General features: G+C 57.4%; 7 protein-coding genes and 1 tRNA gene. 5 read left to right on the top strand and 3 right to left on the bottom strand.

Going from position 1 to position 15,565, the window contains the following annotated elements; all coding sequences use genetic code 11:
* Positions 1–128: 128 nt before the first annotated feature.
* The 3 genes from CA51_RS00810 (at position 129) to CA51_RS00800 (ending at position 5,942) form a co-directional block, all read left to right on the top strand.
* Positions 129–202: transfer RNA gene (locus CA51_RS00810), tRNA-Arg, on the top strand.
* A 506-nt stretch (positions 203–708) separates the two neighbouring features.
* Entirely contained in the window at positions 709–4,512 is a 3,804-nt protein-coding gene (locus CA51_RS00805) for a dockerin type I domain-containing protein (protein ID WP_145117250.1), read from the top strand.
* A 707-nt stretch (positions 4,513–5,219) separates the two neighbouring features.
* Positions 5,220–5,942, top strand: coding sequence for a polysaccharide lyase family 7 protein (locus CA51_RS00800; RefSeq protein ID WP_231745919.1), 723 nt, complete (start codon positions 5,220–5,222; stop codon positions 5,940–5,942).
* Positions 5,943–6,029: 87 nt separating this feature from the next.
* Here CA51_RS00800 and nirD read toward each other — a convergent pair whose 3' ends face one another.
* On the bottom strand, positions 6,030–6,347 hold the full coding sequence (nirD, locus tag CA51_RS00795; RefSeq protein ID WP_145102120.1) for a nitrite reductase small subunit NirD: 318 nt from the start codon (positions 6,345–6,347) through the stop codon (positions 6,030–6,032).
* Positions 6,348–6,481: 134 nt separating this feature from the next.
* Between nirD and CA51_RS00790 the strand changes: the two genes are divergently transcribed.
* On the top strand, positions 6,482–8,311 hold the full coding sequence (locus tag CA51_RS00790; protein WP_145117249.1) for a TIGR03960 family B12-binding radical SAM protein: 1,830 nt from the start codon (positions 6,482–6,484) through the stop codon (positions 8,309–8,311).
* Between the two features lie 40 nt (positions 8,312–8,351).
* On the opposite strand, the gene CA51_RS00785 is transcribed toward CA51_RS00790, so the two are convergent.
* Positions 8,352–12,782 carry a PVC-type heme-binding CxxCH protein gene (locus tag CA51_RS00785; protein WP_145117248.1) on the bottom strand — a complete coding sequence of 1,477 codons (4,431 nt, stop codon included), beginning with the start codon at positions 12,780–12,782 and terminating at the stop codon, positions 8,352–8,354.
* 129 nt (positions 12,783–12,911) lie between these two features.
* The gene (locus CA51_RS00780; protein WP_145089038.1) at positions 12,912–14,030 is read right to left on the bottom strand and encodes a Gfo/Idh/MocA family protein; all 1,119 of its coding nucleotides are present in this window, start codon (positions 14,028–14,030) and stop codon (positions 12,912–12,914) included.
* A 255-nt stretch (positions 14,031–14,285) separates the two neighbouring features.
* On the opposite strand from CA51_RS00780, the gene CA51_RS00775 reads away from it, so the two are divergent.
* Positions 14,286–15,455: a XylR family transcriptional regulator gene (locus tag CA51_RS00775; RefSeq protein ID WP_145117247.1), complete on the top strand. Its 1,170-nt coding sequence runs from the start codon at positions 14,286–14,288 to the stop codon at positions 15,453–15,455.
* Positions 15,456–15,565: the final 110 nt, after the last annotated feature.

Below are 15,565 nucleotides of genomic sequence, written 5' to 3'. Positions count from 1 at the left end.
ACGCCACCGATTTGCAGCCTCAATTCTAGCCTAAACCCTTCTCTCGATCGCCCACAACGATTTGGAAATTCATCCTCAGGCACCGTTTACCAACGCCGCAAGGGAAGCGATAATCAGCCCCATCAACCGCCCTGGTAGCTCAGTTGGATAGAGCAACGCTTTCCTAAAGCGTAGGTCGTGGGTTCGAGTCCCGCTCAGGGTACTTTTTCATCTTCATCGGGTTGGCGTGCTTTCTCGACTTGCGTGTTTCGCGGAATCGCCCCCCAAGAAAACGCCGGCGGCTGATGTTGATTGGCCAGTCGCCGTCGTCCCTGCTGGGACTTTAAATCAGCCGTTAGTTTAGATGGACTTCGTCGTTGAAACTGCAGGCCCCCGACGGTAGCGGATATCGGACGCAAAGTGCAATTCGTTCGCTAACAACGACCTCAGTGCGCCGACATGCCCAGGCAACGATAGCGGTGCTCTACATAACTTCTTGACGTTACCGCCTGTGCCGTCCTGCTGGCGTTTGCTCGCGGTCCCCATAGCAAAGCTTCAGACAACCGCTCTTAACCAACCGGCCTTGGTGCGTCTGCCGTTCGAGCCGGAACCACTCTGCGCCAGTCAAGGAAATCCGATACGGAACGACATCGATCATCCCCCGCTAGAGAGCCAGCCCCACCCAATGTAGCATTTAGCTACCTTGCCACACTTTCCTAAGGGGTCAACATGAATCGCAAGCCAATTCATCTGAAGAACCGGCGGCCTAGCTCTAAGTTACGCCTGTCCTTCTCCTTCGAGGTTCTCGAATCGCGACTGTGCTTGGATGCGGAGAATCTCCCGCTGTTCCTCTTCTCTGCGAACGGGAAGCTCGAAGAGCAATTTGATTTCGGCGTTGGCGAATCGCGGATTCTTAGCACTGAAAGCGAAGAACTTGCCGAGTCTGTTGACCTTGAGTTTACATCGCAGGTGCAAAATGTCCCAACGCCCGGAACGGCCACGGGCGAACTGTTTTACAGTGCGTCCGGCAGCGCCACCAGCGACCGGAGCTTTCAGGTAACCGTCAACGGAACCATCGATTATCTTGGCGGTGGCTCGGGCGGCCCCTTCTTCAAGAACGTTGAGCTTGCGTCGTCCGAAGTCACTATCTTTGCGAGAATTGACCCTGCGTTAATCCACAAGCTGGAGGGCTCGATCGACGTTGAAATCACACGGGAAGGAAACACAAGCCACTGTTATACCACGCCGGGCTATCCTTGGACCGGCACCTGCAGAGAAGCCGACGGCAGTGGTGTTTCCATCAGCCTCCCGTTCACAAACGAAGACGTTTCTAACAGCTCAGGCGCATCGTCCTACCCGATCAACATTGCCCCTGGAACGAACGTCACAACAATTGAAGTCGACGGAGTTCGCTATTCAGAGCTGGGGACAGCAGCCGTCCAAGCCGCGTTCCAGTGGGCGATGTCGGAATCAGCTGGCGTCTATCACGGAGACTTTAACGCGGATGCAGATGTCTCGGTAAGCATGACGCTCAATGGGTCGCTTCCCGAGCCGACTCCTCCCGCGATCAAGTCCCTCCATGCAATTCCGGCTTTTCCGAAGCCAACAATCGATGGCTCTGACGGCCACTCGCTGAGCCACCAACCGACAACACAACAACCACTTTGGCTCGCTGCCATAACAACCCAAGAAAGCGGATTTGAAAGCCAGGCCTATTTTGATCTGGATTTTGAAGCAGGCGAATCGCAGTCGCTCAGTCTACCGATCCAAGTCGACAGCGATTCGACCGATGAAAACTGTCGTCTCGCTTTGATAGAAGAGGGACTTATTGAAGACGGCGATGCCATTTTTTGCACGCTTGTCTACCCAGCCTCAGAACATTATGGCACGGGAAACTCATTCACTGTAACACTGAACTCCGAGGATACAGGGCTCGCAACAGGGCATCACCTAGACCAGCAACAATCTGATCCGCTGGACATCTTCTTTGAAAAATTTGGAGACGATGACGGAGATGGCATCAAGAACTGGTTCCAATATTGGTCTGAAGACCAAGATGGAGCGACAAGTCACCGAGAGCATGGGGCAAACGACGGAACGTTGACATATTTGTATGGTGGCCCTGCACTATCATTTCCTGGCACACTCTACGGCAGTTACGTTCCATCAAACAGAGAGATCATTCTGTATGACCACGCTGCCCTATCGAAGACCGTAAGCTACTGGACCTTCGAAACGCCGGATAGCAGTCCGACCAGAAGCGAAGTCGTTTCAGAGGGGATCGATGCCGTTGAAAGCACATTGGCTCACGAACGCGCTCACGACTACTTGCGCGACACGTACCCAATCCCAAATGACGGAGTCCCTGGCAGTTGTTTTGTAGGTGTCGATGCAGCCCCAGATTCCGATTGCGATCAGGTCCCTGACTTCCTTGAGATAAAATACGAGCGGTACGGATTTGATTCATATAATCCAGATAGCCTAGCAGCTTACGGTTTCAACACGTCGGATGGCAGCGATGAAGAATACTTTGCAGATCTGGCAAGCCTCGGCCTCATTGATGAAGTAGTCAACTACCAGCCTAACAACAGTGCCGACGAAGCGAATCCCAGGCGCAATACTCAACCTGCCTTCCAATTCATCTCCGATGCTGAGTTCGCAAATTTCGAGTTCGTTGGATTCACGGATGACCAGATTCGCGACAACGATGAAGGCGAAAAGACGCTTGTGGTTTCTGGCGAAGTCGAGGCGACTACTGCGGGAACCTATTTCATCAACGCTCGATTCGAAGACGAACACGGCAATACCTATTTCGCCGAGTCTAGCGGCGAATTAGAACCGGGCATCAACACCGTTGAGTTTGAAATCTCTGGTCACCTGCTGAAAACGCAACGAATTGACGGATCACTTCAACTACGCGGCATTTCATCGGTTAGCGCCGAGAACGCCCCCCCCTCCCAAGTCGACTACACAACAAAGTCTTACAACTATGTCGAATTCCGCGAGACCGACGATCTATCCATCGGGCAACTCAACGATCTTGAAGGTGTCATCACACCCGCTGGCATCTATGTCGATGCGACATTGACCCTAAACGTCACGGGCGAGCAACCGAGAGACGTGACGGTGACTGCATTTTTGTATGACAGCGACGGGAACGCCGTTGGTTATTCTTCACAAGAAAAAACCGTCTCCAGCGAGGACGATCAACTTTCGCTTCGATTCGAATCGTTTTCTCGCAGTTTCGGCGAGGAAGAGATGGGGTTTGAAGTCCGAAACATTCGCGTCCAAGACGACCAAGGCAATGAGTTGGATTTCGTTCGCAGCCTAACGTCTTCCGCGCTGCCTGACGAACGACTTTTCCCCGAATTTCCAGTTCTAATCCAATCGACTTCCCTTGGAGACTTTGGACAGAACAGTTCGAGTGAAACCGAAACGAGCGAACCTGAAATCACATTTTCGTTGCAGGCGGAGATCCGAGACGCTGGGGAGTACTCCTTCGCCGCTATCTTAACGGGCCCCAACGGGCAATCCATCGCGGACACCTATCAACGCCTGCCCCTAGTCCCTGGCGACACCACGATCGATTTAGCCTTTGATGCAAGTGACATCCTGGATCAACGAATCGATGGCCCGTTTACGGTAAGCAAAATCCTTGTTCTAGATTCCGAGGGTAACATTGCCAGCACGAGCGGTCCTGGAGCAACGACGCTCCAACTCGCATGGGGACAGTTTTCTGATGATGAGACGGCACCGACCAGCGTTATCGAACTCCCATCCGAGACACAGGACTCACGAGAGATCACGGTTACTTGGTCGGGGTTGGACGATAACGCCGGCACTGGAATTCGCTCGTTCGATATCTTTGTCGCGGAAGACGACGGCCCCATGGTACCTTGGCTCACTGCAACGAGTGCGCAAGAATCAATTTACGTTGGAACTTTCGGCAAGTCTTATCGTTTTGTGAGTGTCGCCAGAGATCACGCGATCAACCAGGAAGGTCAGAGCGGAAAGCTACCAGTTGAAGTTCAGCTGATCTCGCCGTGGCAAAACACTGTTGAACCAAACGACGTAAACGCGAAGAACGGAGTCACGGCACTGGACGCATTGCAAATCATTAACCTATTAGGCCGGCATTCTGGTTCGTCGGCAATTGAGGTTCCCAACGGTAGTGAACTCTCCGGATCGATAAGATTCCCCGACACTTCAGGAGATGGTTACGTTTCTGCCCTCGATGCCTTGCGGGTCATAAATCAACTGAACCGCAGCGCAGCTATGGCTAGTTTTCAAGGCGAGAGTGAGACCTCACTCGCCTCGATGCAACACCGGGATGAACGGCATCCTACGGAGGAAACTTATTCGCCAGTGGATTTCTTCGCAGCTGTACCATCAGTCACGTCGGCCACGAAGCTAGCTAACGTGCCAATGAAGCAAGTCAAACTCCTCGATACCGTTACCGAAGCTACCAGTGACGTTGCCGAAGATAAGTCGCTTGACAAGAACTTATTGAAGGAAGGACTAGAGCAAAACTAGCTTTGCAGCCCCCCTTCCTCGCGGCAACCATCAATAGCTCATTCCGTCCTGTAGGTCCCAGCGACCGGCAGAGCGCCAGCAATTCAGCTTCCACCGGATCGGTGACTTGGAAAATCGGTGGGGTGGATAATGGGGTGTTATCCGATTCCGCGCCGTTTGAACAACGATTTCCGCTAGGGTTCGAGTCCCGCTCAGGGTATTTTTCATTGGGTGCAGTCGTTTGTCCGGGCGTGAAATACATCAGCGCCCCTCTATTTTGAAAACGATCTTGCCACCGACATCCCGACGGGATCGAAGACGGTAGCCGAAACGTTTCCGACATCGAGTCCCAGGGCGTTGCCCTGGGCTGACATAGGGCCGCCCCCGTTGGGGCGTAGAACACTCGATTCGATCGGGCAACGAAACCGAACGATTGGCCCGCTGTGCATCGAAGCCAAAACATGAGCGATTGTTTCGCGTCTCATCAGGCCCAAAGGGGCGGCGATACGCCAGCCCAGGGCAACGCCCTGGGAAATCGGCCGCGAACAACACACGCACGAGGCCCAAAGGGGCCGGCCCTACCCAATGGCTTGGGTTCCGAAACAGATCAAACACCGAAAACGCTATCTCTCTCACGACTCGCGCCGCATTACAATTACGCTCTACGCGGAGACGACACCGGCGCCAACGCGAGCCCCGGCCCTACCGACTGTTAACTGGACCCCACCATGCTCCAATTTGCTGTAATGTTTCTCGCTCTGGCGATCCCCGTTTCGCTGGTGGATGCCGACCCGCCGGCAAAGCTTCTGGATCTATCGAACTGGAAACTGACACTCCCCATCGACGCCGATGATTCGGGCGGAGCCGACGAGATCGTTTCGCCCGAGCTCAAGACGTTTGTCGATCCGCGACACTTCTTCGTCAACGAGGGGGGCGACGGGATCGTCTTTCGCGCCCATTGTGGCGGCGCCACAACAAGGGGTTCAAAATTCCCTCGCAGCGAACTGCGGCAGATGACCGATCGCGGCCGAGAAGATGCCGACTGGAGCACCGCCGGGCAAACGCTCCATACGATGACGATGCGCGTCGCGATCACGAAGACGCCCGCGAAAAAGAAGCACGTCGTCTGCGCTCAGATCCACGACGCCCAAGACGATCTGATCATGATCCGGCTGGAAGGAACAAAGCTGTTCATCGAACGCAATGCGTTGGATACGGTGATGCTCGAACGCAAGTACCAACTGGGAACGCCTTTTGACGTAAAGATCCAAGCCGGCGGCGGGCGCGTGAAGGTTTGGTACGAAGAGGAGCTGAAGATGGATTGGCAGGTATCGAAGGCTGGATGCTACTTCAAAGCCGGCTGCTACACTCAGTCGAATCCGAGCAAAGGTGACGCCGACGACGCGTACGGCGAAGTCGTCATCTACCGGTTGCAGGTCCGGGAAATGTAATCCGGCCCGGGGCTTGCGCACCAGGCTCTATGCGATCGCCACTCCGCGGCTGATGCGGCGTGGCGTTGTGAAGCGCGACGGGTTCGATCAGTCGTCGGAGACGAGGACTTGGACTTCGCCGTCGACGACGCGGACTTCAAAGGCTTCGGTCTTGACTTTGGGGTTGTCGCACCAGGTGCCGTCTTTGATGCAGAACCGCCACGCGTGCCAGGGACAGGTGACTCCCTTCTCATCGTCGACGTGCCCTTCGGCTAACGATGCGCCCATGTGGGGACAGAGGTCGTCGATCGCGTAGAACTCCTCTCCCACGCGAAAGACGGCGACCATCCGTCCGTTGACCGGAATCGCTTGGCCTTTGCCATCTTCAAAATCTTCTACTTTTCCAACGGTCTCAAAGTCGCTCATCGATTCGTCTCTTGCAAGGGCATGGGGATATCTGACAAATTAGGGAGGGGCAAGGGGCATCGGCAAGGGGAGGCCAGCCAAAGATTGCCAGTTTCTGCGATTCAGACGTGATCTCATCCGAAAGACAGACAACGATGATCAATAGCCAACGGAAGCAATTTGTCGAAAGCCGTATCCTGCATAAGGTGTCGATGCCTTCACAATACCTTGGCGGCGAACGCAATGCGATCGTCAAGGACCACCGCACTGTCAAAGGAAAAATCTGCCTCGCGTTCCCCGACGCCTACACGATCGGGATGAGCCACCACGGGCTGCAGGTCCTCTACTCCCTGATGAACCGCCGCGACGACTGGGTGGCGGAACGCGCGTTCTGTCCGTGGCAAGACATGGAAGCACAGCTGCGCGAACACAACGTGCCGCTGTACAGCTTGGAAACGTTTACCGCGGTCTCCGATTTCGATGTCTTTGGGATCTCGCTGCAATACGAAGTCAGCAGCCCCAACGTCCTGACGATGCTCGATCTGGCGGGCATTCCGCTGCACGCAACCGATCGCACGATGGCCGATCCGTTGGTCCTTGCCGGCGGCCCCTGCTGCCAAAACCCCGAACCGATGGCCGATTTCATCGACCTGTTTGTCACCGGCGATGGCGAACCGGCGCTGCCGATGATCTGCGACATGTGGCTGGAGCTGCGAGAGCAAGCCCGCGCCGCAGGATTCGCTGAAGGAGCCGCCGGTGTGCAGCAACGCGCCGATGCGCTGCAGAAGATCGCCGCCGAGTTGCCGTTTGCTTACGTCCCCCGCTTCTACGAACCCGAATATCAAGACGGCCGCGTCGTCGCACTCAATCGCACGCGAAACGATGTCCCCGAGACGATCGAACCGAGCGTGATCCGCGATCTCGAAGGGATCCCGCTGCCGACCAGCCCAATCGTCCCCTACGTCGAATGCGTCCACGATCGGATCGCGATCGAAATCATGCGCGGATGTCCCTGGCAATGCCGGTTCTGCCAGAGCACCGTGATCAAGCGACCGCTGCGAATCCGCAGCGTCGATACGATCATCAACGCGGCGATGGAATCGTATCGCAACACCGGATTCAACGAGATCAGCATCCTGTCGCTGTCGTCGAGCGATTACCCGCACTTCGAAGAGCTAGTCAAACGACTGCACGAAGTCTTCCGGCCGCTGGGCGTGAACATCAGCGTCCCCAGCCTGCGTGTCAACGAAACGCTGCGAACTCTCCCTGCCCTGATCGGATCCGAACGCCGCGGATCGCTGACGCTCGCCCCGGAAGTCGCCCGCGACGACATGCGGGAACAGATTCGCAAGAAGATCAAAAACGAAGACCTCTTCGCCGGATGTCGCAACGCGTTCGAGAACGGCTTCGACAGCGTCAAACTCTATTTCATGTGCGGCTTGCCGGGCGAGCGGCCTGTCGATCTCGACGGGATCGTCGACATGGCCGAACACATCGCGGGGATCGGCAAAGAGGTCAAAGGCCGCTATGTGCGAGTCACCGCCAGCGTCTCGAACTTTGTCCCCAAGTCGCACACGCCCTATCAATGGAACGGCATGCAGCGACGCGAATATTTCCAATGGGCGCACAAATATCTGTGGAGCCGCCGGAAGATCCGCAGCATCAACATCAAGTGCCACGACATCGACACCAGCCTGCTGGAAGGCGTGCTCAGCCGCGGAGATCGCCGCACCGGCAAAGCGATCGAACTCGCCTGGCAACGCGGCGCGCGGATGGACGGCTGGACCGAACACATGGACGCCCAGCGTTGGTGGGACGCGATCGCCGACGCGGGAATCGACATCGACCAACAGGTCCACACGCAATACGGACTGACCGACAAACTCCCCTGGGATCATGTGAACGTCAAATACGGACGAACCTTCCTGGAGAAGGAACAGAGTCGTTCGCTGACGCAATTAGAAGCGATGGCCGACGCGAAATAGCCTCGCGTCGATGCGACCGAACCTTCTATCGCACGCGTTGTCACCGCTCGACAGTCACCGCCATCACGATCGGCGCCGAACCATCGGGCCCCTTGCGAAGTTCGATCGTTTCGATCGTATCGTCACGCTTGGGCACGATCGCGAGATAGCGAATCTGTTGACCGCGAAGTGCAAACGCAAACTCACTTTTGGAAACATCGACGCGGCGAATGTAGTCGGCGATATGAATCCCGTTGACCAACGGATGCTCTTCCACCAGCCCGTCGGCATACTTCAATCGCACGATCATCGAAACCGTCTGCTGGCGATCATAGGGGAATGAATATCCGCCGACGCCGCCCAACAGATGGATCTTCTTTGCCGCGGTGTTACAGGCAATGGAGACCGAGCGTGGCATCGATGGCGGCAGCGTTCCGTGTGGTCCGTTTAACAAGATGATGTTGGGCCTGGTCGCTCCCTGCGGATCGACCAGCACAAACGGAACGTCAGCAAACATCTTCGGTTGCCAATCGGCAAAGATCATCCGATCGGGCGAGTTCTTGTCGCTGGTCTTTGAGAACAGCGGCCGCGTGCTGATCGCCGTCGCGTAACGATCCAACGGCACCGGAACAAACTTCCCTTTGTTCGTGAGAAACTCCAACAGGTCGGTAAACTCCACTTCGCCGATCTGTTTCTCGAACCCTTCGGGCATCACCGATTTCCGCGAAGCGACAAGTTCATCGATATCTTCGCGTTGGATGCTGAGCTCTTTTGCCGTCGAATCGATCAACGTCAGACTGGTGCGACTCTCGCCCGCCAACATTCCGTTGACGACACGCCCATCGGCCGTCAGCACGGTGTACATCCGAAAGTTCCCCTCGACGCTCCGCGAGGGATCGATGATATGAGTCAACAACTCCTCTTTGGGATGGACTGCCATTCCGGTCAGATTGGGCCCCAACGTCTTACCGATTTCACCGTGCACGTGGCATGCGGCACAATGCTTCTTAAAGACAGCCAACCCGGCGTCGACGTCCCCTTTCTGCAGCGTCACATGATGCAGCGAATCGAGCACAGCCTGGCGATCGGCATCGGGCAATCCGCCCCCCATCGCCAACAGCTTGCCGGCCCGCGCCTTCAGCTCGGGATCGGGGAACGCCCCCAGCGATTGCTTCTGTTCCAGCGAGAGATCGGACAGTTCGACCGCTCGCGATTCGATCCCGTCCAACAGCGAACGGGCCCAGGCCGGGCGACTCAGCAGAGCCGAGATCGCATCGGATTTCAGCCCCGGCGTCAGCGCAGCAACCGCGTCGACGATCGCCTCTCCCGCCACATCCGACTTGCTCCCCTGCACCGCTTGCAGAAACGACGTCGCCAATCCCGGCGGCGTCTGAGGCGTGATCTGGTCGAGGATCTCTTCGACAACCTCAACATCATCGCTGCGAAACCCAACCAACTCCTTCGCCGCAGCGACACGCGCCGCATCGGTCGCCTGCATGTTGGCGACTAGGTTTGTCAGCGACAGCACCGTCGCGGCCAGATGGGAATCGAGCGCGTTGGTACGGCACTGCAGCGCCAGTCGAATCAGTTTGTTTTTCGCAGTGGCTGGCGACTTTTCAAACGCCGCGACCAACGCAGCATCCAACGCCGGCGACGACTTCAATGCAAAGTCGCGAGGAACGCCGCGGATCAGCCCATCGAGAACCGCATCGACCAGCGCCGGATGCGACGAACCGGCGACACCCGCCAACAGCGACTGCAATTGTTCGGCATCGGGACGGCCGCGTGCCACATGCTCGGCAACACGTGCTGCAATCTGCAAGTTCGCTGGCGCAACTTGAGTCGTCGACGCCAACACTGCCGCCAAATATCCGTTGTTATGCCTAGCGGCAGCCGACGTGAGCGCTTCCAACAACAAGCGATCGGTCGTCGCCTGGGCCAACTCGGCCACCAGTTCTCCCGCCTGCGATGACGGCGGCATGTCCGCGAGGGTCAAGATCGCTTGCAACCGCACCTGCAGATCGGCGTCTTCCAGCAGCGACCTACTGGCCATCACTAGTTCGAGCCCATGCGAATCGTGTGGCAGCACCGCCAGCGCATTGCGGCGGACTCCCGGCGACGGATGTCCCAACGCCTCCTGCAGCCCACGGCGGACGCTACCCGACGCGAGCAGACGCTCGTCCAATCGGATGTAACCCAATCCCTGCAATGTGTGCAGCGCATGGATCGCCGCGACGTTCAGTCCAATCGAATCGACGCTTGAGTCGGCGAGCAGGGCCAGCAGCGGTTGCAAAACGCCCTCGCTCTGCCGCTCGATCAGCAGACGCTGCGACTGCAAACGCCAAGGAAACGACGGGTGCCGGAGCGTTTCAACCAGTTGAACATCGGTAGCATCGGCGAGGCTGGTGAAGGCATGTGTCCGATCGGTCTGCCCGTCGGTGGGAACGACGCGGTAGATCCGGCCGTGTTTCTTATCGCGCAGATCGCTTTCGTACGCAGCCCCTTTCCCCGTTGTAAAACCCTTAGGGGTTGGATTGTGTTGGACGATATAGTTGTACCAATCGATCACCCAAACAGCGCCGTCGGGGCCAACTTCTGCCATGATGGGAGCCGACCATTGATCGTCGCTGGCCAACAGATTGCAGGGACTTGTCGACGTGTATCCGGCGCCATCGCGACGCAGCACAAACGTGCCGACCAAGTGCCCGGTGGGGCCACAAACAAAAGCCGTCTTGTTCCACCAAGGCTGCGGAAACGCCCGCGCCGTATACAACGCGTGCCCGGCACCTGCGGTGTAGCCGCCGTGATGATCGACCTGCCGAACGTTTTTAGTGATCGGGGCGAAGCGATGCGTGTCGGCGATGCTCCCCAAGCCGGGCGGAGCCCAACCGCGAACGCTCTCGTAATAGCGGTTAGCGATCGGCATAAAGACGCTTGGATTGCGATTGGCCGTCGAACCGAAGATCAGCCCCTCTTCGCTGATCCCCAGCCCCCAAGTGTTGTTGTCGGTCGAACGCACAAACTCCAGATCGGTCACTCGAGGCGGATCGGTTTGCGACAGCTTGAACCGCCAAAATCCCATCCGAAACGCCTGAGCCGATTCATCGCCCACCTTCGGCGCACTGTTGTTGTACCCCTGCATCGCCCAGATCCAGTTGTCCAATCCGTAGCGGAAATTGCTGACGCCGCCGTGCGTATCGCGTAGATTCCAATCGCTGATCAAAACGGTTCGCTGATCGGCGACGTCGTCTTCATCGGTATCTTTCAAGTAAACCGTTTCGGCACCATCCTGCACGACAGCTCCGCCGCGGACGATCGCGATCGCCGTCGGTACGCTCAAGCCTTCGGCGAACAGGATAAATTTGTCGGCGACCTGATCGCCATCGGTATCCTCGCAGATCCGGATTCGATCTCGCTTGCGTCCCAGTTCGTTGGGATAATCGACGGTCTCGCAAACCCACAACCGGCCTCGTTCATCCCACGCCATCGCGATCGGTTTGGCTTGAAAGTCGCGTTCGTCGGCGTAGCGGCGAACCGCCATTCCCTCGGGCGTGACAAAATGTTTGATCGACTCCTCGGGCGACAGCGGTTGCTGCATCAACGTTTGATTCTCCGCCTGCACGCCCCACTTTTCGCTTGGCGTGTAATCGGGGATCTTCGGGCCAACGTCGACAAATTCGAACGGCTTGCGATCGCGAGGCATCGTCGTCATTGTTGGCACAGGAAATCGATCGGCCGACACAAACGCGGGGACTTCGCCTGGATCGCTGCCGCAGGCCCAACGGATTCCTCGCTCGACCAAGTTGTGAAATCCCGGCTGATCAAACGTCCGTTGATCGTGCCCCCAAGCTGTATAAAAAACGCGGCCCTTGCCATGCGTGCGAACCCACGTCCACGGTTCCCGCTGCTTTCCGTCGGCCTGCTCTCCCTCGGCCCGATACTCCAACACCGTGCGATCTTTTTCATTGTGCAGGTGATGGATATAGGTCTCGTCCCAGCTGGTGAAGCCGCCGAAGCCCTGCATCACCGGATGCTGTGGCGCGGCGATCTCAGTTGAGAAAACGCGGCCGCCGTGGCGTTGAAACTGAGCTCCCATCAGCGCGATCATCTCGGGATGGTTCCGCCAACAATAGGTGGCGCAGTGCAGCGGAATGAAGCCTTTCCCCGAAGCGACAAAATCCAACACCGCCGCGGCTTGATCGTCTTCGATTTTGTCGATGTTTGCGTACAGCACCAACCCGTCATACCCAGCAAGTGTATCGGGGTTGAGATCGTCCATCCGATCGGTGTACTGCAGCGAGATCCCTCGCGGCTGGAGCGCGGTCGCCAGTTCGAGGAATCGCGCTGCGGGACGATGGTGCCCGTTGTCTCCCATAAACAACAACCGCAACGGTTCCGCCGCGGCAGCAGGACGATTGCCCGCTGCCGTGACGAGGCAGGCGAATAAAACGAAGAGGACCGTTGCGGAGTTTTGTGTTCGAGAGCGAGGCATAGCGTTTATTCAACTAACAGAAGAGGAGCACGAACAAGTTTTGCCTTGAAGCTCTGTAGAGACGCTTAGGGCGAGCGCACTTTCGCGGAGCGAAAGGCGACTATCTGCAACGGGAACATGGGCGACGACTTAGCCCAATGTGAACTCGGGCAGGCGAACGATCTCACCGCCGCGAAGCGCCGATTGATGCGCACAGATTCCGACGCAGGTCCAGTTAGCGCTGGTCACCGCGTTGGGCATCGGATCGCGATCCTCTTTTAATGCCGAGACGAACTCGTGCACCAAGTGCGGATGTGAACCGCCGTGACCGCCACCTTGAATAAAGGAGAGGTGTTCGGAATCGTGGATCTCCGCCGGTTGAGTGAACTTCTGAATCTCGGCGGGTAACAGATGGGCATAATCGGGCACCTCCACCTTCTCCGCAATCTCCGGCTCCGGTTTCTTGGCGGTATGAAGCACGTGCGGTTCGTTCTCCACAAGCGTCCACTCAAAACTCTTCTTCGTTCCGTAGACATCGAAACTCTCGCGGTACTGCCGAGCGACATCGTATAGGAACCGCCAGATGTGCGCCGTCAGATCGCTATCCTTGACCTTGATGTGACAACTTTCGACGGCGAACTTGTTCCCCGATTTCTCCGCGATGTCGTCGCGAACCGTTCCCGAACCGAAGCAACTGACGTATTCCGCCAATCCATCGACCAAGCCCAGACAGGGGCTGACCGCATGCGTAGCGTAATGCATCGGGATCATCTGTTCCCAATAGCTGGGCCAGCCGTCCATATCTTGCGGATGCGACGCGGCCAGGTGCTGGATCTTCCCCAGCTCTCCCTTAGTGAACATCTCTTTAATGAACAGATACTCGCGGCTGTAGACAACCGTTTCGGCCATCATGTATTTGAGCCCCGTCGCTTTGACCTTCTCGACGATCTTCTGGCAATCCTCGATCGTCGTCGCCATCGGAACGGTGCACATCACATGCTTACCGGCATCCAAAGCCTTGAGCGTCATCCAGGCGTGGTCGGGGATCGGGCTGTTGATGTGGACAAAATCGATCTCGGGATCGGCGAGGACCGCATCGTAGTCGGTGTATCGCTTTTCGATCCCGAACTGATTCCCCGTCTTCTCCAGCTCGGCGGCGTTGCGGCGGCAGATCGCCCCGATGTTCGCCTGAGGATGCGCCGCATAGATCGGCAAAAACTCAGCTCCAAACCCCAGCCCAATCATCGCCCCGTTTACTTTTCCGTTCATCCAGCTCTACCTGTCGCACATCTTAGATTTCGGTCCACTCATTGGGCAGCCGACGTTTCCGACAACGGCAGCTGGGCGGCAACAAACCGCAACCGACGGAAACATTATCGGCCGTACCGGATTTCAAGCCATGAGCTTGTGCGCACAACATTTGAGTTTTTTCACCGAACACTCGCACCCCCGAAAGAGTTAGCTGGCATAATGGGTCCTCGGCTCGATCACTGCTCAGCGGACCTACGGAATCCAACGGAAGCCATGAAGATTGTGCAACAGCGTCGCTCGGTGGCTCTGCTAGTCGAAACATCCAACGCCTACGCCCGCGGCGTCTTGGCTGGCATCATCGATTACATCCAGCAACATCAACGCTGGTCGCTGGTGTTGCCGGAGCAGGAACGCGGAGCGCGGCCGCCCGACTGGCTGCAGCGTTGGCAGGGAGATGGCATCATCGCTCGGATCGAGACCGACGAGATCGCTCAAGCGATTCGGCGCACCCAGTGCCCAGTCGTCGATGTCAGCGCGGCTCGCCACCTGCCCGGCGTCCCCTGGGTCGAAACCGACGACGATGCGATCGCTCGGATCGCCGTCGAACATCTTGTCGAGCGAGGCTTCCGGCACCTCGCCTTCTGTGGCGATTCGGGATTCAATTGGTCGCAGTGGCGGCAACAAGCCTTTGAGCAATACGTCCAGCAGGCCGGCGGAACCTATTACCAGTACGATTCGATCCCCCGCCACGATCCCGAATATTCGTGGAACAGCGAACGGGCGCGGCTCGCCCAATGGGTGAAACAACTGCCGCATCCGATCGGAATCTTTGCCTGTTACGACATCAAAGCGCAGCAATTGCTGGACGTCTGCCGCGAGCTGAACATCGCCGTTCCCGAACAGATCGCCGTCCTTGGTGTCGACAACGACCGCTTGTTGTGCGACCTCGCCGACCCGCCGCTTTCGAGCGTCAGTTGCAACACGCGGCGGACCGGATACGAAGCCGCGGCGATGCTGGACCGGATGATGGCGGGCGACACGATCGGGGCGGAGAAGGTTTTACTGGAACCGCTGGGGATCCAGACTCGCCAATCGACCGACATCCTCGCGACCGACGATCCCGATGTCGCCGCGGCGGTCCGTTTTATCCGCGAGCACGCTTGCGACGGAATCAAAGTTGTCGACGTGTTGAACGAAGTCCCCGTTTCGCGGCGAGTGCTCGAAAAACGGTTCGTCAAAATCTTGGGGCGGTCGCCGCACGAAGAGATCACGCGACTGAGGATCGATCGCGTCAAGCAACTGTTGGTGCAGACCGATCTCTCGCTCGCCGAGATCGCTCGCCGCACCGGATACCGCCACGACGAATACCTCTCGGTGGCGTTCAAAAACGTGGTCGGAGTTCAGCCGAGCAAATACCGGCAGTCGGCGAAGACGTCGAGCTGAGATGGATGGGGAGTGTGTCGGCTGAAGCCTTTGACTCCAGCGCGTCGGGGAGTGTGTCGGATAAATCCTTGACTCCAGCGCGACGGTGAGTGTGTCGGATGAATCCTCGA

Source organism: Rosistilla oblonga (assembly GCF_007751715.1).
Lineage (GTDB): Bacteria > Planctomycetota > Planctomycetia > Pirellulales > Pirellulaceae > Rosistilla > Rosistilla oblonga.
This window is presented reverse-complemented; position numbering and strand designations above follow the sequence as displayed.